The sequence below is a fragment of the Candidatus Magnetobacterium casense genome, from assembly GCF_000714715.1.
Lineage (GTDB): Bacteria > Nitrospirota > Thermodesulfovibrionia > Thermodesulfovibrionales > Magnetobacteriaceae > Magnetobacterium > Magnetobacterium casense.
Genome location: NZ_JMFO01000006.1, coordinates 118,181 through 141,878 on the forward strand (window position 1 = coordinate 118,181; position 23,698 = coordinate 141,878).

The window sequence follows — 23,698 nt, forward strand, 5'->3', positions numbered from 1 at the left end:
TATACTAATTAATGAGCGTCATCATTTTGAATATTGGCAGATACATGGCGACGACGGTAAAACCTACGGTGCCGCCCAGGAAGACGATCATCATAGGCTCCATGGCAGCGGTGAGGTTAGCCACGGCGCTGTCTACTTCTTCATCGTAGAAGTCTGCCACCTTACTGAGCATGTTATCCAGGGCGCCGGTGGCCTCACCGATGCCAACCATGCTGGTGACCATTGGCGGGAAGATGGGTATCTGCCTCAGGGGTTCGGCCAGGGGTTGTCCTTCTATGACGGCGTTTTTTATCGTGGCGATGGATTTTTCAATGACCTTGTTTCCTGCCGTTTTTGCAGTGTTTTCGAGGGCCTCTATGATAGGCACACCGCTGGAGATAAGGGTGCCCAGCGTCCTGGTAAACTTGGCCACGGCGACCTTTTTTATCAGAGGGCCAAAGACGGGGAGCTTTAGCAGCACTTTATCTATAAACAATCGTCCATTTTCCGTACGCCGGACCTGTTTTATTGTATAGACGGCTGCGACGGTAAACACCACAATCATGGCCCCCCCCAACCTGCAATAAAGTTACTTAGAAATATGATAAACCGTGTGGGAGCCGGCAACGTTCCACCTAACTGCGCAAACATCTTTGAAAAGACGGGGACAACAAAGACCATGATTACACCGATACACACAACGGCTATGGATATAACAACTGCAGGATAGGTCATTGCCCCTTTGACCTTCTTTTTTAGCTTCATCGCCTTTTCCATATAGTCGGCGAGCCTTTGCAGGACTGTATCAAGGATACCTCCGGCCTCGCCGGCTTGTACCATGCCCTCGTAGAGGTCGTCAAAGACCCTGGGGTGTTTACTGATGGCCTCTGCAAACGTAGAACCACCCTCTACATCTACCTTCATCTGGCTGATAACGCTCTTGAGCTTGTCGCTTTCGGTCTGTTGTGCCAGTATATCGAGGGCCTGTACCAGCGGCAAGCCTGCATCTATCATCGTTGAAAACTGTCGTGTAAAGACCACTATATCCTTTGTTGATATGCTTCCTCTGCCACTGAAGCCCTTTTTTTTGGGGGGCGTCCCGGGTGCCTTTAATTTGTCATCGGCCATAAGACTACTCCTTTGTGTGTAGAATAATACATTTTTGTATCTGTTTTCATATCTATTATCATATGTACTGGACAACCTCCTCAAAGGGCAACCTGTACGCAGGTGGTTGGGGGAGTTTTCTGTACCCCAGGGGGATGATTAAGGCTATGTCTTCCTTGTTGGTGTCAAGCTGCAGGACGTCTCTGACCTTTTGGGGGTCAAAGCCGCCAATGGGGCAGGAGTCTATACCGATAAAGGCGGCAGCCGTCATCATATTGGCAGCAGCTATGTGGCATTGCATGATGCTCCAGGGCAAGGCGTCTGTTTGCCGGTAGTAGCTCTCGTAAAACTGCACTATCCACTGATAAGTCTCAGGGGGATAATTTCTGCGTTTAAACATCCTGGTGACATAATCACTGCCCGGTGTCAGCTCCTGCACCTTTGCAACGATTGACACCACCACGCTGCACGTGGTCAACTGTTGTTGGTTGAAACAGGCAGCCATCAGTCGTTGCTTTATTGCACCAGACCTGGCAACTATAAACCTCCACTGTTCCAAGCCAAAGGACGACGGCGAAAGTCTGCCCGCCTCAAGGATAAATCTCAGGTCATCTTCCGATACCTCCTTGGATTCATCAAACACCTTACACGCATGTCTGTACTGCATGGCATTTAAAAACGCTTCTCTCATAATGCCTCCTCATATAAATATTATCTACCGTTCTTTGGAATTCTTAATCTTTATCGTATCATCGTCGTCATCATCAACCCTTGGGTTTTTATCCATCCGGGGGGCTTTATCTCTATCGCTCATGGAGATTTCCAGTTCCATTGTCTTGTCAAGTCTGTCATCGCTCTCCGCAGCAAGTTCTAAGGCTTCTGCCGACATATGCTTAAGTTCATTAAGGTTATCAGGCAGACTTTCGATGGAAGAGAAGGAGAAGTCGTCATCATCGGCAATATCGAAACCCTCATCGTCACTGAGGTCATAGACTTCCCCGTCTTTGTTGTCATCCAGGGACAGGGCATCCAGGTCATGGTCTGACTGGGGTTTGACGTCTATATCGTCTGCGGTTCTCAGCGGATGTGACTCTTTGCCTATGATTGCCGTTTTTATCTCATCTTGATCTTCTATTGTCAGCCCGGCATCATACTTTAGTTCAACATCAAGGTCATCATCTCCAATGTCTATTTGCAAGCCACCCGCATAATCTATACCGTCGTCATTGTGCAAATCAATGCCCTCATACTCTACGGCTGCTTGATCGTCACCAGATTGCATCTCACTATCTGTCAACAGGGTGGGTGTTTCGAAGTCATCGTCGGATTCGCTACCACCCTCTGTAACCATCTCAGACTGTAGGTGGCCAATATCAGACGTATATGTTGGTGCCTCACTTTCGTCAAGCTCCAGTTCTACCGAATCCAATGACGCCTCTTCAGCCTCAAGGCCGTCTATATCAAGACCACTCTCATCCGGAACCGCTTCGGACTCTGCATCAAACTCCAACTCGCCACCGCCTGTGTCCAACCCCATATCGATCTGAAGTCCCTCTATATCACCACTGAGGTTGTTCCGGGCAAGCCCGGCATACTCATCTTCACGTATCTCAGGGCCAAGGTCAAGCTCGCCAGATAGCTCCTCTGCCCCGTGCAGCTCCTCCTCTGCGATATCCAACTCCATAGACGGCTCTATCTCCAACCCTGCTTTATCCGTTACTGAGAGGTCAACGTCACTATAATCCAGCGTAATGTCTTCTATGGCTCCCATATCCTCTTGCAGTTCAAAATCAATCTCTACCTTACCATCCAAATCGATAGTTTGTTCTTGCTCTGCCTCAGCGACATCAGAGTCATGCTCTGAGGCAATGTCTTCCGAAACATCAGGAGACTTCTCATCGTCAAGGCCGTCTATTTCCAAGTCAAGGTCGTCTATTTCCAAGTTAAGATCATCAGCATTCCCCTGGGTACTGTCAATACCAAGGTCTATCTTCAGCTCCGAGGTCTCTATACCAAACTCTCCCTCCATGTTTATATCCACTGTCGGCTTTTCATCAAGCACACGATTGATTATTCCCATGTTGCCCGTATTTAAAACCAACGTGGGGTCCTCCCACTGCTCGTCCTCAATGCCAAACTCTATCTCACCGTCCAAGACTTCATTCTTTGGAGATTCCGGCGTAAACTCGTCTGTACCGGCCTTATTGCTGCCATCCTTGCCCAAGACCCATGTGGAGTCCTCCGAGGTGCTCTCCTGTGGTATCTCAACGCCAAACTCTATCTCACCGTCCAAGACTTCATTCTTTGGAGATTCCGGCGTAAACTCGTCTGTACCGGCCTTACTGCTGCCATCTTTACCCAAGACCCATGTGGAGTCCTCCGAGGTGCTCTCCTGTGGTATCTCAACGCCAAACTCTATTTCGCCCTCCAGGGGTTCGTCCTTGTCACTCAACATGTACTCCTGCTCAACACCCTCAAGACCCAAATCACCTTCAGGTATCACCAACTCGCCATTTTCTACCCCAAACTCATCCTCCTCACCTATCTCAAAAACAGGCTCAAACTCCATCTCTGTTTTTTTACTTACCCCCAACCCGTCCCTTACAACGGTTGAGTCCTCGGAGTGAGCAAAGCTATCCCCTGTGTCACCGAATCTGTCCTCTTCCGTCAACTTCTCACGTAATTCAAAGCCCCTGTCTTCTTCAGCGGGTTGCAGGTATTGAGCCTCCGAGCTATCCATTATATATTCCCTGCCAAAGGACATCTCAGAAGCAGACACCTGATCGATATCACTAACGGTGCTGCGATACTTGTCAGAGATAACCTCGCCGATATCGGCAGTTTCGTCATGTATGTAGGCGTCCCGACCTTGGGTATCATCTTCAGGTAGTGTTGAGTCAGAGGGGGTTTTTTGGAGAAACACGGGTAACTCTTCCTCTTCCGGCAGGCTATCTTCCGGTTTGGTACTCTGGTCATAGGGGTTATAACCGTAGTCGATGTTATCTTGCGGCGTTATCCTGCCTGCCTGTCGCAGATAATACAATGGCAGCAGAAATACGGCAGAGAAGGATAAAAAGAAAAGCACGGCAAAGGGAATTGTAAATATCTGACTGGTACCAATAACCACCGTGGGGGCAAGGTAAGACAGGACAATTGGCACCACTATGGGGATTAACATCAGCAACCCCAGTTGTTTCTTTAACCCAAGCCTCTGGCATATATCCATCCACAAGATCACAAAAACGACAATCCCGACAACAGGAAGCATAAGCAACACACCCCACCATACCGGTCTTCCTGCCATCTGCGTCATTATAAATAAATTCAACAGGGGCACCCACGCCATCCACGCAGAGGGCACGTTGAGTTTCTTCGCCGTCTTATACAAGACAAACAAGAAGGCAATGCTTATTAACAGAGTCAACGCCAAGGCTGCAAGTAAATACACCAAAAACCCAATCAGCTTCTTCTTTAACGTTTCCACGTCATACATGCCCTCGAGGGATGTACCAGGTCGTGTTTTTGCTACAGGCGGCATTGTACGTTGTGGTGCTACAGGTGCCTGGTGTGGCTTTGCTACTGGTGGGGGTGACACGGCTGTTGTTGTGGCAGGTGCGCTGTCGGCAGCAGGGCGGGGGGTTGGCTTGGTTGAGGCAACTGGAGGTTGTTGTGGTTTTTTAGCTGCCGCAGCAGGTGGTGTTGCCGGTACAGGGTGCGGGGGCGCTGTCACGGGAACAACCACATGTGGGATTGACGTTGGTACCGGTTGGGCTGCCTTAGGTGTTGCCGGTGGAGTTGACTCCGGTTTAACAGCCTCCTTGCCTGCTTGCACACCGGAGGGGGCTTTGGCCGGTGTTGAAACTGAGGGCGATGGTTGTACGCCGGATTGCCCTGCTGTCTGCTCATTGTAAGGTTCCGGTGAAGTCTCTTTTTCCGGTGGTGGATAGTCGGTTATATGAACCTGTCCGTTATCATCTATCCACTTGTAATACCTGCAATATCCCGGATCATTAAAAAAAACTATAGACAAAAACAACGCTATAAGTGCCGTTGGTAGTTTCAAATAAAACCGCTTAACCATGTAACCTCCATCATAATTTTAAGAGTCTATATATAGATTTTAACAAAAAAATCAAAATTAAATCTAACTATATCGCGTTTTATTTTTATAGCAACTATTTTTTTGCATCCTTAAAGAGGTCTGCTCTCCATTAAAGAAGAAAAGACAAAGAAGGGGGCGGCTCCACAGATCCCCCCTGCAAGGGGAGGGGTGAGCCACCCCGGGCACGAAGAAGCCCCCTTGACCCCATAATATCTTGTTCCAGTGCAATCTTTCTATTGCATACCTGAACTATTACCCTATAAGAAATAGTAAAACAGGGTTGTAAAGAAAAAGTCAAAGAATATTACCAGGAAGATGGCCGAAACCACGGAAGCTGTTGTGCGCATACCGACTTCTTCGGCCCCGGCCTTTACCTTAAAGCCGTGGTAGGCCCCCACCAGTGTGATGACGACCCCAAAGGCCCATGCCTTGACAAGACCCGTTAACAGGTCTTTGATGGAAAGGGCGTTGATTGTTTCGACGTAGTAGCTGTAGGGATATATCTCCAGGATGGTGATGGCGAGCAGGAAGCCCCCGATCATGCCAATCAGGTCAAAGAAGGCAGTAAGGGCCGGCTGCATTAGCATCAGGGCAATGAGCTTTGGTACAACAAGGAATCGCACGGGGTTTATACCCATTGTGTTGAGGGCATCGACCTCTTCGGCGGCCTTCATCGAACCGATTTCGGCGGCAAAGGCAGACCCGCTCCTGCCTGCCACTATGATGGCCGTTATGATTGGCCCCAGCTCTCGTGTGATGGAAACGCCCACGAGGTCTGCAACATAGATCAGGGCGCCAAACCTCCTCAACTGATATGCCGATTGAAGCGCAAGGATCACACCCACAAAAAACGCTATCACCACCACTATCGGGATGGCGTTGTAGCCGGTTCTGACAAGCTCGGTTATCACTGCCCTGAACCGTATGTGTTTCCCTCTCAGGGGCGATATCAGCGTCCAATAGAAAACGTCATTGATCAGACAGGCGACCTCGTGCAGGTTATCGAGTACAGACAGGGTCTTGCGACCTATGAGACCAAAGAGGTTTTCAACTCTTAATGGCATCGTCTATGCTGTCATACATCTCAAAGACCTTGTCGAGTTTGGAAAAATTAAATATCCGCATGATCGACTCAGGGATATCAGTTATCTTGAGTTTGCCCTTATAGGGCATCATTTTCTTGAGGGCCTCAACGAAGGTCGCTATCCCTGAGCTGTCTATATAGGTGACGTTGCGCAAGGCCACGATTATCGGCGTGCTCTTCTTCTTGATAAGTGACAGCAACTGTTTTCTTAGCTCAGGGGATGAGTACATGTCGATCTCCCCCGAGGGGCTTACCACTATGATGCCCTTATGGTCTGTTAATTCAATTTTCATCGTTTCTCCTTAGTTTCTCCTTATGGTTCTGACAAGTATTAAGCGGTTTCCTTCCTGTTTGTTTTCGTCGTACGTAACGGAGCCAAATGCCTTGTTGATGATATGCAGGCCAAGGCCGCCTGCCCTGACCTCATCGAGGCTCCTCTGTGTGAGGTCTTCGGGGCGGGTCTTGGCTCCGTCATCCTCGATGATGACCTCAAAGCAATCCCCTTCGGAGTCGTCGTCTGAGCCACTGAGACACCGGAAGCCTATAACGATCTGTCGCTGCGTATCCCCCTTGTAGGCGTGTCTTATGACGTTTGAACAGGCCTCATCGACGGCATGCCGGATGTCCTCGACGTCCTGGTTGTGCAGGCCGCACAACTCCGCCGTTAGTACCGCCACCGCACGCACAACGCAGAGGTACCTGGGGTGTGACGGAATCCTTAACAATACCCGTTCTTTCATCAAAGTGTCTGTTGCCGGATGTTCCTTCATTATTGCACCTCTAACAATACCTTAATTCAACCAGTGTCAGGTCATCGACTCTGGTTCTGGTGCCCTCTGCAAATTTGTTGACATAATCTATGACATAGTCAACGAGGCCCTGTGCGTAAGGGGCGTTGTCTGTCCGGTTGAGTGCTGCTACCATGGCGTCAAAGCCAAGACGCTGCCCCAGACGGTTTTTTGTGTCAAAGACGCCGTCGGTTATCAGCAGCAGTCTGTCGCCCCTGTTGAGGGTCATGGAGGTCAAGGGATACTCTGCCGCTATGATGCCCAGCGGTGGACCGCCGGGGAAGTCTATCACGGTTATCTTGTTGTCCCTGGCTAGTAAAAATGGGGGATGGCCTCCGTTTGAGATGTTGACGGTGCCCGTGGATACGTCTACGATCAGATACACGGCCGTGACAAACATCCCAAGCGGGCCTTTGAGTAATGCGGCGTTGAGATTACCCAGGACAACGTTGGGGGATTCTTCAAGGCGGGCCTTGTACCTGAAGTCGCTTATAATCTTTGCCATGTACATGGCAGCCGACACCCCCTTGCCCGAAACATCGCCAACAAAGATGCCAACTTTCCCCTCCACAGGCTCTATGAAGTCATAGATGTCACCTCCGACCTGCTCGGCAGGGATGTTGACAGCACGGACCTCGACAGCCCCACGCCTGAACACCGAGCTGTCCGGCAGAAAACTCTTCTGCAACACTGACGCTATCTCAAGCTCCTGTCTGACTTTCTCCATTTCGAGGGATTCTTGGTAAAACATGGCATTTTCTATGGCAATGGTTATCTGCCGACACAGCGTGCTAAACAGCTCCTCGTCATACCGGCAGAAGCAGGGCTTGTCCCTGGGGTTGAGGATTTCGGCAACTCCAATCAGCCCACCTCTGCCCACAAGCGCAACCGCAATGAGGCTCTTTGTGGTAAAGCCTGAAAACCTGTCGCTCTCATCAAAAAACCTCTCATCCCTTGCCACGTCCTCGATGATTACCGTCTGCAGGGTCTGAGCAACCCACCCTGCCACCCCCTGACCCATATCAAGTGTGAAGGGGGTCGATAAAATATTTGCCGTGGCCGTTTCCTTGCTTATCGCATATGCAAACTCCAGCTTGTTTATCTGCTTGTTGTAGAGCAGGATGGAACATGCCTCGGCATTCATCACGTTTTTCGCCTTATCCATGACCAGCGAAATCAGCTTGTTAAAGTCAAGCGTGGAGGATATGATCGTCGAAACCTCTATGAGCGTCTGAAGATCGTCAACCCTTCGCTCCAACATCCTGAGATATGTCTCACTTACAAGGATTTCTTTGGTATCGGATGCCATTTCGCAATTATTATATCATATTGCAGACACTCTTTAGTGGTAAATATTTACTCCGTTTCTTTACTTTACCCTTGCGTTTCAATCAACACACATGATATTTTAAACAAGTATGAGAGTTGGAATAATATACCAGTGGCAATAACAGAGGGCAACGTTTGCTGGGTATGCGCCGGAAGAGGTCTGGAGTTGGTACGTCCTTCGACGATACGGCGCCCGCTGTCGGATGTGAACTTTGCCATCACTGACCCCAACTACGGGACAACGGCCGCCATATATCGCTGTTGGAACTGCGGCTTCCTTCAGTGCGCACAACTGTCCGATGTCCTGCAATACTACCAGGGTCTCAAGGACGAGGAATACGACAGCAGCGGCCAACACCGCCTGCATCAGGCCGACAAGCTCCTCAGGACGATCATCCGGTACAAGAAAACAGGGAAGTTCCTCGATGTTGGAGCCGGCACGGGGTATCTCATGCAGCGGGCACTGGCACACGGGTTTGAGGCCGTTGGCATTGAGCCTTCAGCCTGGTTGTGCGAAAGGGCTGTTGCAAAGGGGTTAAGCGTGGCATGCGGCGTACTGCCTGAGCGTTCTCTTAGCCCGCCATACGACGTCGTCACACTGATAGACGTCATAGAGCATGTCTCAAATCCCGTAGAGGTACTGTTGCACGTTGCCGGGGTGATGTCGGCGGAGTCTGTGGGTGTGCTGGTGACCCCTGATGTGCAATCGCTGGCGGCGCGGTTGACGGGCAATCGGTGGTGGCATTACAGGGTGGCGCACGTTGGGTACTTTAATCGCAAGACGATATCTCTGGCCCTGGAAAGGGCAGGACTCCAACCTGTCGCCTTTAGCAGACCTGCCTGGTATCTCAGTGCCGCATACCTGATGTCGCGTCTGAACGTGTATCTGCCCTCATACATGAGATTCAATCCTCCTGCGGCCCTAAACCGTCTGACAATTGGCTTTAACCTCTTTGATTCCATGCTTGTAGTGTTTCAGAAAAAGAGCAGTCCGCTCCCTACGGTCGCTGGGGCATGAATCTCCGTCCATACATCCAGATCGCCAGGCCGGACCACTGGTTCAAGAACGTCTTCATGCTGCCCGGCCTTGCCATCGCAACTCTGATGGAAACCAACATCCCGCAAGATTCACTGAAAAATGCCGTCATCGGCTTTATCAGTGCGTCCTTGGTTGCCTCGGCCAACTACGTCATCAACGAGTACATAGACGCCGAATTTGACAGACATCATCCCACCAAAAAGAACAGACCCGCTGCCGCCGGACTGGTCACGTTGAGGTTTGTGGTGCTCCAGTACATATTGTTGGTATGCGTGGGGTTGGCCCTTGCAATGTACGTTGGGAGGTTGTTTACGGCTACGGCTGCATTCTTGCTTGTGATGGGGGTCATCTACAACGTCCCGCCGATAAGGTCCAAGGACTACATCTATGTTGACGTCCTGACCGAGTCGATCAACAACCCCATCCGTCTGGTGCTGGGGTGGGGGATTGTCATTGAGACATATCTGCCACCGGCAAGCGCACTGCTGTGTTATTGGTTTGGCGGGGCATTTCTGATGGCCGTAAAGCGGTTCTCCGAGTACAGGTTCATCAATGACCACGAACGAGCCGGGCTGTACAGGCGCTCATTTGCCCACTACACGGCAGACAGGCTATTGCTGTCGAGCTTCTTTTATGCCATTACGTCGTCGCTGTTTCTCGGCATATTTCTCATAAAGTATCGCATCGAATTCATAATGAGCTTTCCGTTGTTTGCCGCGCTGTTTACGTGGTATCTGAAGATCGGCCTGCAGCACAACTCTCCCGCCCAGCGACCACAACAGCTATTTACCCAGGTGGGGTTTATGGTCTTTGTTGCATTGCTGGCGGTGTTTGTCATGGCCCTGTTCTTCCTGGATATCCCAATCCTGCACACGATATTTACAAGAAACATCGGATTTAGCTGGTAGCCCTGCTAAGGGGGGGCGGTTCATCCTATCAACGATGTTCCCGTTACCCCCCGCAGCGTTTTGATTTCTTGTCTACTTTAGAAACACGAAGTTCTTGGTTGCATCGTCATAGGTAATGATTATGCTGTCTTTGGGCTTGAGGTCCTTGGTTAGGCTTAACTCACTGTTTTTCTCTGGAAACAGTGTCTCCTCCATCTTCAGCAAAATCTCAGCGTGCTCTGGATTTAACAGTATTTCGTCATAGACAAAAATAGAAGAATCTCGCCTTATACCTCGGGGGTTATATATCTGTGAAAATACTTCTTTCTGATTTACCCGTATCGTGACCTTGATCGGCGACCTCTCACTTGCCACAGACGATGTTGACCTGTACTTAAACGTCAGGATCACGGCACTTTTGTCCTCGGGATAGAACGCCATCCTGTCACTGGTCAGCGGATACAACAAGAGAGTGGGAATAAGCAGCAAGAGCGATGCAATGGCGTAGTTCAATTTCCGATTGCCCCTGACCGTCACCGTGTCAGATTTCTTGCCGTCGTTTAGGTCATTGATAAACGAGTCTAACTCCCGGACAATCCCCGAAGTAGAGGTGGCTTGCAGTATGCGTATGCGTGAGGGGTCTGTTTGTTTATCGAGCGATGGCTTTCTTGAGCCTTCGTACCGGGCCGTAGTCCACTTGCTGCCCTCCCGGTAGTGACAATCATCCGTTTCGCAACCCACCAGACATACACCCTTGACGCCACTGCCCAATATCTCCTTGGGAAACCGCGTATGCACAGACCCTATGCAGGGCACCGTGCAGGTAAATTGCTTGTCTCTGTCGGGTACCTCCGCTGAGAGCCTGCACCTGAACACCACAACATCAGGCGACTTCTCTCTGATATCATCCAACACCCTCTGCCACGGAAACGCAGGCAACGTGATCGCCTTAAAGCTGCACGAACCGATACATATCCCACAGCCGGCACACTTGTTTTCGTTGACCACTGCCTTCTTCTTACCCGCATCGAACCGCTGCATTATCACTGCCTCATACGGACAGTCTATGTAACAACGCTCACATCCCGTACATTTTTCGTGGTCTATCACCACAGGGTGTATTTTTTTGCCTTTTATCAGCCACGGAAACAATATCAGTATCAGTGATACAACGCTCACCGTCAGCCACATCCACGAAAGAGGCATGACCTTCATCAGGGGATAGACAAAAAAGTATGCCCAGTCCATCGATATCACAAACGATATGTTGCTGAGGTTTGCCCCCTCATCACTCTTGGCCTTGAGCACAATGCTTGTCACTACCAGAATCACAGACAGCGCCACCCACAAGAACTTGGGAGGTACAATTCGGGGTCTGGCATTTCTCAACACGTGCAGCCACAGGATAAACACTATCCCCAACGTCATTGCAACGTGAAAGTACATGACCATCCTGAACATCCCGCCCAGGAGCTTTATATCGCTGCCCAGAAAAGTGCTCATGATCGAGTGCCCAAAGACGGGCAGGTAACTCAGAAACTTCCCCGTCAGTATCCCGATAAGCTGTGCCTTGACATCCCAGACAAGTATATAACCCGATATCCCGATCACTAAGAAGGTGGCAAGGGCCAACACTCCAGTGATCCACGCTATCCACCGGAACATCCTAAACCTGTCGGTCACCAGTACGTGAATCGTATGCAGCAGCGTTACAAATATCAACCCCGCTGACGTATACCTGTGCAAACCCCTCATGATATTACCCAGAAAACTGTCTGAGATGGCCTCTACTGAGGCGTAGACGTATCGGGGGTCTATCTTGTAAAATATGTACAGATATATCCCGGACACGGAGTCAACCAAAAACAGGTATATCGCTATCGCACCCAGGTGATACAGCGGATTAAGGTGTGAGGAGAATATCCGACTGAAAACAGTTGACAACTTGTGGAATGTCTTTTGCAATGTTGTGGCTTCTGCCAATTTTGTTTCGTTTTCCATGCTTTTATTGTATCTTCCTTTGTTTATTCCTTACAATGATATACATCATATGTCTGCGGTGGTTGAGCTGGTGTGGTTTTACGGTACACGTGTCAGGGGGGAAACAGTAGCGTTACGTATTTCTTACAGGAGTTCTTCATCTTTGCTGGAGAGGTGTCTCAGGAGCTTTGAACCAAGCGGGGTTATCGAATAACCTCTTCTCGTATTGCTTGATATGAGGTGCAGTGCCTTGAGCTTGCGCATGAAGTTTTTTATTCTGTCCGAAGGCATGTCCACGACCGGTTCCAGGTCCTTGGACAACAGACAACCCTGGTCCTTTAATACCTGCAGGGTACGTTTTATCCACGGGGTGTCGTTTTTCTGTTCCAGCATCAGCAGTTGCTCCTTGATATTGAATATTTCGGAGTCTTTTACGTTACCCATTGCTTTTTTGTAGTTTTCTATGTCCTCCCCGATGTACTCAAACTCAATCCTCACCACTCGGTCACGTTCGATATCGACGTCCGTTTCGGAATAATTTACGATATCCTCCCTGAACTCATCCATCGAGTCGTAGCCGCAACGCCTCACCTCATCCAGGGTGATGCCCTGAAATCTCTTAAAATCCACATCGATGATGCGCAATAACCCAAGGTTATGTGACCGATATATCTTGCCACGAAGCACCCTCAGGGTGTCCCAAAACCGGAAGGTCAGCGTTATCCTACCTTCCCTTACACCATCATAAAATCGTTTTTCGAACCAAATCATTCCAACTAACATAATACTAACATATTTTTAAAGAATAATCAAACATTATTTTTGTTTTGTATTTTTTCCTCCGGTTGTTTTATAATTTTTCATGATTACAGAGACAAACGGAAAGGACGTATATATCGGTGGATGTTACAATACTCGTACCGTTCTATAACGAGGAGGACAACGTCGTTGCCTTCCACGAGGCCCTTGCGGGTGTGCTTGGGGCTTGCCGGGAGATTGACGAGTACGAAATCCTATATATAGACGATGGCAGTTGCGACGACACGCTATCATTGCTTGAGGGGATTCAGGCCACAGACCCGCACGTGGTGGTGTTGTGTCTGCGCAGGAATTTTGGTCAGACGGCTGCGTTGGCTGCCGGGTTTGATTTCTCCCGCGGCGATATAATCGTTACCATCGACGGCGATATGCAGTATGATGCACAGGACATACTCAAGCTGCTACACCACATCAAGGACTGCGACATGGTCTGCGGATGGCGAAAGCACCGTCAGGACCCGCTGTTGAGCAGACGCATCCCCTCTATGATCACAAACTGGTTGATAAACATCGTCACATCGGTCAGGCTCCATGACCATGGTTGTGCGCTGCGGGCGTACAAGCGTGAGGTCATCAAAAACCTCAAGCTTTATGGCGAAATGCAGCGGTTCATACCGGCGCTGGCCAGCAAGTACGGCATAAAGGTGACCGAAATCGAAACGTGGCATCAGCGTCGTCAGAGGGGCAAATCAAAGTACGCACACTCAAAGACCCTGCGCCTGGTGCTTGATCTACTGGTGGTGAAGTTTTTCCAGAGCTTTTCAACAAAGCCCATGCAGTTCTTTGGACCTCCGGGATTGTTTAGTGGTCTGCTTGGGGGGGCGATACTCATATACTCCACCGTGAAGAGGTTTATGGCACCGGTCAGTGTTGACATTATTCCGATCTTTTTGCTGGGGGCGTTTTTGATCCTTGTGGGGTTACAATTTCTGGGGCTTGGTCTGCTTGGTGAAATCCAGGTCAGGAACTATTACGAAAGCGAGCGCAAGCCCATTTATTCGATCAAGCGAATAATAAAGGACGACAGTTAGCAGGCGTCACCACACTTCGACCTTGATGCACCCTGTCGGACAAATCTCCACACAGCTTAAGCACCCATGGCAGTTGCCCGCATCAGCCAGCTCAGGGCGGTCATCGACCATCTCGTAGACGGCCTTGGGGCATATCACCGCACACTTGGCACACCCCGTGCAATAATCGTAGTCTATAGCTATTGCATACATGATGTCAAAAAAACTATACGCAATCTATCCTTAAATTCTCTCCTGGGATCTTTTAAAATACTTTCTCATCCTCATCTTTGTTATTATCTTGACTAACTCCAGGGCGCTTGATTTACTGTATAAGTTCTTAGGGTTTGTGAAATAGATGGTGACTATCAATGGGGTAGCCCCCCACTCACTCACTCACTGAGCGATACCATATCGGCCAGGATTTTCTCAACTGCATCGACAGGGTTGTTTGCTTTTAGTATTGGGCGTCCGACAACGATGTAATCGGCTCCAAGTCTCATTGCCTCACCGGGTGTCGTTATACGCTTTTGATCGTCCTTGCCCGTTGACCATGATGGTCTTATACCGGGGGTCAGGATTACAAAATCACCTCCACAGGCCTCCCTGAGCAGCAATATCTCCCGGGGGGATGCAACAACCCCGGAAACCCCAGCCCTTTGCGCAAGTCTGGCCAGGTGGATAACATGTCCCCTGACATCGGAATCTACACTCAGCTCACTACGGAGGACTTCATCGTTTATGCTCGTCAATACCGTCACGGCAAGCATGATCGGCCTTGGAAGCCCACTCTTGTCCGACTCTTCACCTACGGCATCCACTGCCGCACGCATCATGGCAGAACCACCACAGGCATGGACATTAAACATATATGCACCAATCCGTGTTGCCATACGAGCGGACTGAGCAACCGTGTTAGGGATGTCGTGAAACTTCAGGTCAATAAAAACCCTTCCGCCAAGTCCATTTATCGCATCTACGGCCCTGGGTCCCTCTTTGGTAAAAAGCTGAGAGCCTATCTTGAAAATACCAACATAATCCTTCAGCAGTTTAACCACATCCATGGCTTCACTCAGGCTATCGACATCCAATGCGAGGCATAGGCTATTTCTTACATCTGTTTTTCTCATTGAGCAGATTCCCTATATAAAACTTATTTTATATCATCTGCTACATTCTGCCATAACTAATTTGTTATGTCAAGTGTTTTTTTAAAGACAATCTAAATTAGGCTATAAAAATCTGTACTCACATCTTCTAATGACAATTGTCGCTTTGGCCGGCTGGTGATTGAGAAAAACCTCCATGTTATGTTATGCTTGTTTTTATATTTTTAATTGAAGGAGGATACGAGTGTTATGAGGTGGTTCTATAACCAGAAGATAGGAGCAAAACTGGTCCTGAGTTTTGTCGTAGTTTCGCTGATCACGGCTGCCGTAGGCTATTTGGGTATTGTGAACCTGCATAAGTTGGATGATGCCGATACGATGCTCTATGAAAAGGCGACCCTCGCTGTTTTTTATACGGGACTTATTGGTATTGATTTTCAGCGACTCCGCGTCAACATCAGAGAGGCGGTAGAGACGAACAAGGAATCCGACCAGCAGAAATATCTTGACGTCTGCAAGCAGCTTAAAGAGAACATACTTAAAAACTCAGAGTTGTACAAGAAAACGTTACGTGACGATGAGGATCGCGTCTCATTCAAGGAATTTACGGACGCCTTCAACGCCTATATCCCCGTGCTTGATAAGGAGATTGCACTGGGTACCGAGCGTAACATGGTTCAACTGAAAGAGCTGGTAGGTGGTGATGGCGCCAAGGCAGAGAGAACAGTGTACCCGATTATCACAAAGCTTGTCGAACATAATGAAAAAGAGGCAAAGGCCATCTCTGACAGTAACACCATCCTGGCACATTCCGTCAGTAACACGATAATTACATTCACTGCCATCGGTATGGTATTAGCAATACTGTTTGGTTTTTTCATAGCGCGTATAATCTCCGTACCCGTCAAGAAAATAGCCCGTGCGGCGGATACCCTGGCCCTTGGCGATGTAAACATAAGCATTGATATTGACACAACGGATGAGATCGGTATGCTTGCCCGGTCGTTTCAGGGTGTTGTGGACAACATCAGGGAGGCCGCCGTTGCATCCGAAAAGATAAGCGCCGGGGACATATCGATAGTCGTAAGACCCAAGTCCGACAAGGATATCCTCGCCATGAGCATGGCCAAGGTCGTGGAAACCCTCAACGGATTGATTTCCGAAACAGCCGCACTCACCGAGGCAGCGGTTGATGGCAGACTCGGTGTAAGAGGCAACGGGGACAAATTCAAGGGCGCTTACAGGGAGATAGTTGTCGGGATCAACAGGACGTTGGATGCCGTCATCGGCCCGTTAAGCGTTGCCGCAAAGTATATAGACCGCATAAGCACCGGAGACATTCCCGAAAAGATAACCGCTGAATACAAGGGCGAGTTCAATGATATCAAGGACAATCTGAACTCGCTGATAGATGCCGAATCGCTTGTAACGTCAATTGCTGAAGAGCTGTCCCGCGGCAACCTCCAGTTGAAGGTAAAGGAGCGTTCGGAAAAGGACAGCCTCATGCAGTCGTTGGCACAGATGGTGGAGAGGCTTACGGAGGTGGTGTCCAAGATACAGTTGGCCGCAGATGAGGTAACGGATGGCAGTATGCAGTTGAGTACGGCATCCCAGGAGCTGTCCCAGGGGGCCAGTGAGCAGGCCTCATCGGTGGAGGAAATATCGGCCTCTATGCAGCAGATGTCGGCAAACATCAAGAGTAACGCAAATAACGCCTTTCACACGGAGAAGATCGCCGTCAAGTCCTCACAGAGCGCCAAGGACAGCGGTGAGGCAGTGACCAAAACCGTCAAGGCTATGAAGGACATAGCAGAGAAGATAACGATTATTGAGGAGATCGCCAGACAGACAAACCTGTTGGCGCTCAATGCGGCCATAGAGGCGGCTCGTGCCGGGGAGCATGGCAAGGGGTTTGCCGTGGTGGCCTCGGAGGTGCGTGAGCTGGCCGGCAGGAGTCAGACGGCAGCGGCCGAGATAAACAATCTCGTATCATCGAGTGTTGACGTATCGGAGAAATCAGGCGAAATGCTCAAGGCGCTCGTCCCTGATATCCAAAAGACCGCCGAGCTGGTACAGGAGATAAGCTCCTCCAGTGCCGAACAGAACTCCGGTGCCGACCAGATCAACAAGGCCATCCAGCAGCTAGACCAGGTGATCCAGCAAAATGCCGCCGCCGCAGAGGAGATGTCAACCACCTCTGAGGAACTATCGGCACAGGCAGAGCAGATGCAAAACACCATCGGCTTTTTCAAGATACCCTCTGACGATAAACTATCCAAAAAACCCGAACCAATCCCCGCAAGAAGGCAAAGAGCAAGAATGCCCCAACCCAGAATGATTGGCAATGACAGAGACAGCGAGCCAAAAAAGTACCAACACCAAATTAAACCGGACAACAGGGCAAAATTCTCCGGAACTAATCTGCACCTAAGCGATGAAGCCAAAGATGTACAGAAAGACAGTGAGTTTGAGCACTATTGAAAGAGTGGCAAGCAAAGGCAAGTAGGCTAACGGGGTGGGGCGGCTAAGGGCGAGGCCACACCCACCACCCGCTTAATATGCCGACAAGGAGGGTCTGCAAAAAAAGTTGTTGACACAGACGATAATTTATTATATAACTAAACGAGGTTAAATACAGTGATAGGTTTTGTATTAAAGAAGATATTCGGGACAAAGAACGAGCGTGAAATAAAGCGAATAACGCCCCTGGTAGGCAGGATAAACGAGTTTGAGCCTACCATGAAGGAGCTTACGGATGAACGGCTTAAGGCCAAGACCCTAGAGTTCAAAGGGCGCATAGAGGACGGCCAGGGGCTTGATGATATCCTTCCGGAGGCTTTTGCCGTTGTACGCGAGGCATCCGTACGGACCATTGGCCTGAGACACTTTGACGTGCAGTTAATTGGCGGCATCGTCCTGCACGAGGGCAAGATTGCCGAAATGAAAACCGGAGAGGGAAAGACGCTCGTTGCAACCCTGCCCGTATACCTCAACGCACTTGACGGCAGGGGGGTGCATGTGGTCACGGTCAACGACTACCTTGCTCGCAGGGATACCCAGTGGATGGGCCCGATATATCACTTCCTGGGTTTGTCTGTAGGTGTCATCCAGCACGACAATTCGTTCCTGTTTGACCCGCACTTTAAGTCCGACTACGACGACAGCAACAACTTCCTCAGCCCCTGCTCACGCCAGGAGGCATATCGCTCCGACATCACCTACGGCACAAACAACGAGTACGGCTTTGATTACCTCAGAGATAACATGAAGTACGAACTGTCCGACTACTCCCAGCGGGAACTCAACTACGCCATCGTGGATGAGGTTGACAGCATCCTTATTGACGAGGCAAGGACACCCCTCATAATATCGGGGCCATCGGAGGAGTCCACCGACAAATACTACAAGATCAACAGACTCATCCCCAGGATGACTGTCAACGTTGACTTTACCATAGATGAAAAGGCCAAAAACATAATCATGACCGAAGAGGGCAGCCTGCACGCCGAAAAACTCCTGGGCGTAACCAACCTCTTTGACCCCATACACATAGAGCTGGTTCACCACGTGCTGCAGGGGCTTAAGGCGCACAACCTCTACCGCCGCGACACCGACTACGTGGTCACCGATGATGACGAAGTAGTAATCGTTGACGAGTTCACAGGACGACTGATGCCCGGCAGACGCTGGTCTGATGGCCTGCACCAGGCAATAGAGGCAAAAGAGGGCGTCAAAATAGAAAACGAAAACCAAACCCTGGCAACCATAACCTTCCAGAACTACTTCAGGATGTACAACAAACTCGCCGGCATGACCGGAACGGCAGACACGGAAGCCGAAGAGTTCCAAAAGATATACAACCTTGATGTCCTGGTCATCCCGACGAATAAGCCCATGCTCAGGGAGGATTTCGCTGATTCCATATACAAGTCTGAGCAAGCAAAATACAGCGCCGTGATACGCGACATAGAGGATTGCTACAAACGCGGTCAGCCCGTCCTGGTGGGTACCATCTCCATAGAGAAGTCCGAAATGCTATCGCGGGAGCTTAAACAGGCCAAGATCGCACACAACGTCCTCAATGCCAAGTACCACGAACAGGAGGCCGAAATCGTCGCCCAGGCCGGCAGAAGCGGCGCCGTCACCATTGCCACCAACATGGCCGGCAGAGGCACCGACATCGTCCTCGGCGGCAATCCAAAGGGGCTTGCACAGGCAATGCTCAAGGCAAAGAAGGACTATACCCAGCAAGATTGGAATGACACCCTGGCACAGGCCATTGAGATATGCAACAAGGATAAGGAGAAGGTGCTTGAGGCCGGTGGACTCTACATCCTCGGCACCGAAAGACACGAGGCCAGACGCATAGACAATCAGTTGAGAGGACGCTCCGGCAGACAGGGTGACCCCGGACGGTCACGCTTTTATCTTTCGCTACAGGACGACCTCATGCGGATATTTGGCTCCGACAGGATATCCGGCCTGATGGACAAACTCGGCATGGATGAGGATGTCCCCATAGAGAACAAGATGGTCTCACGTGCCATAGAAAATGCCCAGAAAAAGGTCGAGGCACACAACTTCGATATCAGAAAGCACCTGCTCGAATACGACGACGTAATGAACAAGCAACGCACGGAGATATACTCCTTCCGGCGTGACATCCTGGCCTCCCAGCCCCTTGCAGACCGTGCGATTGAGATGGCGCAAGAGGAGGGGGCATACTCCCCAAAGACTGACCTCCCCCCCGTTCAATCCCTCAGAGACAGGACGATTGAAATGATAAAGGAGGTAGTTCAGGATATCGTAGAGCGGGTATGCCCTGAAGACACATACCCCGAACAGTGGGATATGACCAGCCTCTATGATTCCGTCTACAGTGTATTTGACCTACCGCAGGAATATACGAAAAAGAGCATCGAAGAGGTCAAAAACCTCAACGCCCTAAGTCAACATCTGGCGCATGTTGTAGTAGAACACTACGAGGTAAAAGAAAACAAGGTCACTCCGGAGGTGATGCGTTACCTGGAACGGGTAACCCTCCTGCAGATCGTAGATTCCCAGTGGAAAGACCACCTGCTGGCAATGGACCACCTCAAGGAGGGTATCGGATTGCGCGGCTATGGCCAGAAAGACCCCCTGGTGGAGTACAAGCGCGAGGCCTTTGACGTATTTGCCGAAATGACCTTCAGGATAACCACCGAGTACCTTAACAGGATGTTTCACATACAGGTGCATTCCGAGGAAGATGTCAAAAGAAGCAGTGTTGTCAAAAAACAACAGGTCTTTTATAACAAGGGTGATGAATCTACGCAGCAGACAACCGTGCGAAAAGGTAAAAAGATCGGACGCAACGACCCATGTACATGTGGCAGCGGTAAAAAGTACAAAAAGTGTTGTGGCAAAAACGACTGACACCATTGTATATTTCATCAGTAAGCCCCTAGGAAAAATACCCGTTCTGCCGATAAGAGATAGTATAGCAAATGAGAGCAGACCGTGAGAGATGAATACCTGGTTTAGGATATGTCTGTGTGGCACCTGTATAGTGTTGCTGTGGAGTATCTGTAGTTATGGCCAGAGCCGCGGGAATGCTGCTGAGGCATCGGAGGTGCCAAAGACTGATGCAGCGAAGGCCGACGCACCAAAGGCTGATACCGCAAAGGGCTTGAACGTAGTTATGGTGGTGGAAGGTTCGGAGCGGATGAAAGAGGTTGATCCCATGAGGTTGTTTGCTCATGCAGCGAGGATGTTTGTTGCCCTGCTTGGGAAAAACGACAGGGCGGGGGTCATCCGCTACGTTGACAAGGCAGAGCAGTTGAGTGACCTGACTGCCATTGGTGATGGTAGTGGCAGAGATACGCTGTTTAAGGCCATTGATAATATATCCTGGCAGGAGGCCGACAAAGAGGGAGCCGACAAAGAAGAGACCGGCAAGGTTAATGCCCTGGATGCCATAGACAGTGCAGTGAAGATGTTGAAGAGCGGAGGTGGCTCGGCAAATGGTGGCGGTACAGGTGGTGCTATCATACTCCTGTACAATGTCCATTCTGGTGTTGAGGAGGCCCTTGGCAAGAGTAGTGTTGCGGAGACGCTCAATAGTAGTGGCATAAGGTTATTTGCAATAGCCATCGGAGACAGAGGCAAGCAAGAGTCTGAGCAGTCCGATGATGTGTTGTGTAAACCCACCGGTGGGTTTTTGTATAACGCCCCCAAGGCCCCGGGCATATATATAAAGTTTGCATCAATATTTGAATCCCTGACCTCGGCAATGATGATACCCATAGAAAGGAATAAGATAAATATAGATGAATCCATCAAAACCATCGCCTTTGTCATAAAGAAGAACTCACCCACCACGAAGCTCTCCCTCGAGGACCCTGATGGCGTAAGATATCTCCAGGAAAAGAAGATGGAAGGCGTTGAGTGGTCAGAGTCTGACACCATCGATGTAATTAAGATTAAAGACCCAGTACATGGGACCTGGTCACTGTCGCTGGGTTATGGAAGAGAAAACAAGGCATATATACAGACAATTTTAAGATTACTGGTAGCCCCTGAAGACCCGTATCAGGAGACAGGCAAACCCCTGGCAATAGAGGCATGGTTTAAGGTAGACAATGCAACGTTAGACATGAAAGAGATGCAATATGGCTTTAAGGTCAAGGCGGAGATTGTCGAACCTGATGGCAAAGAGTTGACTCTGCCCTTAAGTGCAAAGATGGCGGGTGAGGGCAGCAAGATATCGTATTCAAATTCATTTACACCAATGAAAGAGGGCAACTACAGGGTCACGATAACTGCCACAGGCAAAGGGCTTGAGCGGAGGAGGGCCTTAATGATTGTTGCAAGTAAACACGGGCAGCCAACAGTAAAGCCTTCCGCAACAAAAACAAAACTGCAAGCGTATGACAATCGCCTTGATAAGTTTATTTTTATGCGTACGACGAAAAAGGGGGATATGGCTTTTACGAAAGCCATTACGTTTTTTTTAATAATAAACATTGTTGCTCTGGCAGGCATAGTTGTCTATGCGAAGAAAAAGGGGCTATGGAAGGCAAACAAATCATTTGAGGGACAAGTGGACGCATGATAGAGATAAACAATTTAATTTTTATGTTCTTGGTAGAGTTTCTGGTAATATTTTTTGGTTTGGCGATATTCTTTTTTTACAAGAGCATGGGGCGTCTGCCCGGGGGCAGGAGTAAGGATAATAAACGATTCATCTTTGACCTGGAGCGTGAGCTGGAGACCCTGGAGGAGGAGAGCAAGACCCTTGAGGAAAATGCGGAGGCTGAATCGGACAGTGAAACGATAATCGCCAGGGAGATAAATGCCGCAAAATTGCACATATTGCACACCGCCCTTGCAACGGCGCAGACTGGCAAAGTCGGGGGCGAGGCGCTCTGGGATGATGTCTATGCACGCTTTAGCGGGATCGTCAGGGAGAGTATCACACAAACGCTGGAGCAGGTACGCAATGGAGTGCCACAAGGATCATTCGGTTCTCAGGGAGACAGCGGGCGAGTCATGCAATCATCTGCGGCTACGAAGAAGAGGTTTATCATAGAACTCCTTAGCCATAAGGAGATGGTCTCCGAGCTGGAAAAGGAACTGGCCAAGTTAAGGGAATTCAACCAAAGGCTCATAGAGACTCTCAACGCCTTGCCCAATGAATCATCCCAACAGGCCGCCTCGGAGATCGTCAACATAAATGTGCATGTAGATAAACTCATAAAAATTATCAAACAGGAAACCAAAATACTTGGTCGTCATATTGCTAACTACGAGCATATTGAGGTCAGTACTCAAGACGATGACGATATGGACTCCGAAAAAATACCTAATGTTTATGGAGGCTCCGATCAGGATAAGGATAAAATGCAAAAAGTCATCAAATCTCTGGAAAGCAATATAGAACTGCTGACAAAGAAAATACAGGACCTTGAGGCAGACATAGCAAGAAAAGACAGCGGCTACAAGAAACTGCAAAAGGAGTTTGGTGAGTTAGATATAGAGTATAAGCGAGTGTATGACAGATTAAAAACCGGCAATGCCGACGGCTCCGTGGCATCAGCCGATACGGGCGCACTGGAGGCAAATCTGGCAGAAAAGGATGCTGAAATCAAAAAACTGCAAAAAGAACTGGATGACTTAAACGTCGAATTTGAAAGGCTCTACAGCGAATCCAATCCCTCCATGGGCGCCGAGGCCGCCTCTCATGCAAAAATAAAGGAACTGGAGGCAGAACTGTCTGAAAAAGAAGCTCAAAACAAAAAACTGCAAAAAGAACTGGATGACCTAAACGTTGAATTTGAAAGACTCTACAGTGAATCCAATCCATCCCTGGGTGCCGAGGCCGCCTCTCATGCAAAGATAAAGGAGCTGGAAGAAGAACTTGAAAGAAAAGACAAGGCATTCGATGAACTGCAAAAACAGTTTAACGCCATGAAACAGGTATAGGA

General features: G+C 49.5%; 20 protein-coding genes. 8 read left to right on the top strand and 12 right to left on the bottom strand.

Annotated features, from left to right (window positions below; all coding sequences use genetic code 11):
- Positions 1 to 4: 4 nt before the first annotated feature.
- From Mcas_RS18665 to Mcas_RS05375, 8 genes are all read right to left on the bottom strand, one after another.
- Positions 5 to 544, bottom strand: coding sequence for a type II secretion system F family protein (locus Mcas_RS18665; RefSeq protein WP_052566887.1), 540 nt, complete (start codon positions 542 to 544; stop codon positions 5 to 7).
- Positions 541 to 1,107, bottom strand: coding sequence for a type II secretion system F family protein (locus tag Mcas_RS18670; protein WP_052566888.1), 567 nt, complete (start codon positions 1,105 to 1,107; stop codon positions 541 to 543). Before Mcas_RS18670 ends, Mcas_RS18665 begins: the two co-directional genes overlap by 4 nt.
- 58 nt (positions 1,108 to 1,165) lie before the next feature.
- On the bottom strand, positions 1,166 to 1,777 hold the full coding sequence (locus Mcas_RS05350) for an NAD(P)H-dependent oxidoreductase (RefSeq protein WP_040334477.1): 612 nt from the start codon (positions 1,775 to 1,777) through the stop codon (positions 1,166 to 1,168).
- A 24-nt stretch (positions 1,778 to 1,801) separates the two neighbouring features.
- A complete protein-coding gene (locus Mcas_RS05355; protein WP_040334478.1) occupies positions 1,802 to 5,167 on the bottom strand; it encodes a DUF5684 domain-containing protein in 3,366 nt (1,121 codons plus the stop codon).
- 278 nt (positions 5,168 to 5,445) lie between these two features.
- Positions 5,446 to 6,252, bottom strand: a complete 807-nt coding sequence (locus Mcas_RS05360; protein ID WP_052566889.1) for an MlaE family ABC transporter permease — start codon at positions 6,250 to 6,252, stop codon at positions 5,446 to 5,448.
- Positions 6,236 to 6,565 carry an STAS domain-containing protein gene (locus tag Mcas_RS05365; RefSeq protein ID WP_040334479.1) on the bottom strand — a complete coding sequence of 110 codons (330 nt, stop codon included), beginning with the start codon at positions 6,563 to 6,565 and terminating at the stop codon, positions 6,236 to 6,238. The genes Mcas_RS05360 and Mcas_RS05365 overlap by 17 nt, the downstream gene beginning before the upstream one ends.
- Before the next feature lie 9 nt (positions 6,566 to 6,574).
- Positions 6,575 to 7,042: an ATP-binding protein gene (locus Mcas_RS05370; protein WP_040334480.1), complete on the bottom strand. Its 468-nt coding sequence runs from the start codon at positions 7,040 to 7,042 to the stop codon at positions 6,575 to 6,577.
- Positions 7,043 to 7,052: 10 nt separating this feature from the next.
- Positions 7,053 to 8,369 (bottom strand): PP2C family protein-serine/threonine phosphatase, encoded by a 1,317-nt coding sequence (locus tag Mcas_RS05375; RefSeq protein ID WP_040334481.1) that lies wholly within the window; start codon positions 8,367 to 8,369, stop codon positions 7,053 to 7,055.
- A gap of 132 nt (positions 8,370 to 8,501) precedes the next feature.
- Here Mcas_RS05375 and Mcas_RS05380 point away from each other — a divergent pair, with 132 nt between their 5' ends.
- Both Mcas_RS05380 and Mcas_RS05385 read left to right on the top strand, forming a co-directional pair.
- Positions 8,502 to 9,407, top strand: coding sequence for a class I SAM-dependent methyltransferase (locus Mcas_RS05380; RefSeq protein ID WP_162176263.1), 906 nt, complete (start codon positions 8,502 to 8,504; stop codon positions 9,405 to 9,407).
- Positions 9,404 to 10,336: a UbiA prenyltransferase family protein gene (locus tag Mcas_RS05385; protein ID WP_040334483.1), complete on the top strand. Its 933-nt coding sequence runs from the start codon at positions 9,404 to 9,406 to the stop codon at positions 10,334 to 10,336. Before Mcas_RS05380 ends, Mcas_RS05385 begins: the two co-directional genes overlap by 4 nt.
- A 72-nt stretch (positions 10,337 to 10,408) precedes the next feature.
- Here Mcas_RS05385 and Mcas_RS05390 read toward each other — a convergent pair whose 3' ends face one another.
- Entirely contained in the window at positions 10,409 to 12,316 is a 1,908-nt protein-coding gene (locus Mcas_RS05390) for a hydrogenase iron-sulfur subunit (protein ID WP_040334484.1), read from the bottom strand.
- Between the two features lie 123 nt (positions 12,317 to 12,439).
- Positions 12,440 to 13,066, bottom strand: a complete 627-nt coding sequence (locus Mcas_RS05395; RefSeq protein ID WP_040334485.1) for an ASCH domain-containing protein — start codon at positions 13,064 to 13,066, stop codon at positions 12,440 to 12,442.
- A 128-nt stretch (positions 13,067 to 13,194) separates the two neighbouring features.
- Here Mcas_RS05395 and Mcas_RS05400 point away from each other — a divergent pair, with 128 nt between their 5' ends.
- On the top strand, positions 13,195 to 14,145 hold the full coding sequence (locus Mcas_RS05400) for a glycosyltransferase family 2 protein (protein ID WP_040334486.1): 951 nt from the start codon (positions 13,195 to 13,197) through the stop codon (positions 14,143 to 14,145).
- Positions 14,146 to 14,151: 6 nt separating this feature from the next.
- Here Mcas_RS05400 and Mcas_RS17435 read toward each other — a convergent pair whose 3' ends face one another.
- Positions 14,152 to 14,337: an ATP-binding protein gene (locus tag Mcas_RS17435; protein ID WP_200873636.1), complete on the bottom strand. Its 186-nt coding sequence runs from the start codon at positions 14,335 to 14,337 to the stop codon at positions 14,152 to 14,154.
- Positions 14,338 to 14,371: 34 nt separating this feature from the next.
- Here Mcas_RS17435 and Mcas_RS19430 point away from each other — a divergent pair, with 34 nt between their 5' ends.
- Positions 14,372 to 14,482, top strand: coding sequence for a hypothetical protein (locus tag Mcas_RS19430; protein WP_492208016.1), 111 nt, complete (start codon positions 14,372 to 14,374; stop codon positions 14,480 to 14,482).
- Positions 14,483 to 14,516: 34 nt separating this feature from the next.
- On the opposite strand, the gene pyrF is transcribed toward Mcas_RS19430, so the two are convergent.
- Positions 14,517 to 15,254, bottom strand: coding sequence for an orotidine-5'-phosphate decarboxylase (gene pyrF, locus Mcas_RS05405; RefSeq protein WP_040334487.1), 738 nt, complete (start codon positions 15,252 to 15,254; stop codon positions 14,517 to 14,519).
- A gap of 228 nt (positions 15,255 to 15,482) precedes the next feature.
- Between pyrF and Mcas_RS05410 the strand changes: the two genes are divergently transcribed.
- The 4 genes from Mcas_RS05410 to Mcas_RS05425 all read left to right on the top strand — a co-directional run bounded on the left by Mcas_RS05410 (position 15,483) and on the right by Mcas_RS05425 (position 23,696).
- A complete protein-coding gene (locus Mcas_RS05410) occupies positions 15,483 to 17,714 on the top strand; it encodes a HAMP domain-containing methyl-accepting chemotaxis protein (RefSeq protein ID WP_040334488.1) in 2,232 nt (743 codons plus the stop codon).
- A 156-nt stretch (positions 17,715 to 17,870) separates the two neighbouring features.
- Complete coding sequence (gene secA / locus Mcas_RS05415; RefSeq protein WP_040334489.1) at positions 17,871 to 20,648, top strand: preprotein translocase subunit SecA; 2,778 nt, start codon at positions 17,871 to 17,873, stop codon at positions 20,646 to 20,648.
- A gap of 91 nt (positions 20,649 to 20,739) precedes the next feature.
- The gene (locus Mcas_RS05420) at positions 20,740 to 22,326 is read left to right on the top strand and encodes a VWA domain-containing protein (RefSeq protein ID WP_040334490.1); all 1,587 of its coding nucleotides are present in this window, start codon (positions 20,740 to 20,742) and stop codon (positions 22,324 to 22,326) included.
- On the top strand, positions 22,323 to 23,696 hold the full coding sequence (locus tag Mcas_RS05425) for a coiled-coil domain-containing protein (protein WP_040334491.1): 1,374 nt from the start codon (positions 22,323 to 22,325) through the stop codon (positions 23,694 to 23,696). Before Mcas_RS05420 ends, Mcas_RS05425 begins: the two co-directional genes overlap by 4 nt.
- The last annotated feature ends 2 nt before the right edge of the window (positions 23,697 to 23,698 follow it).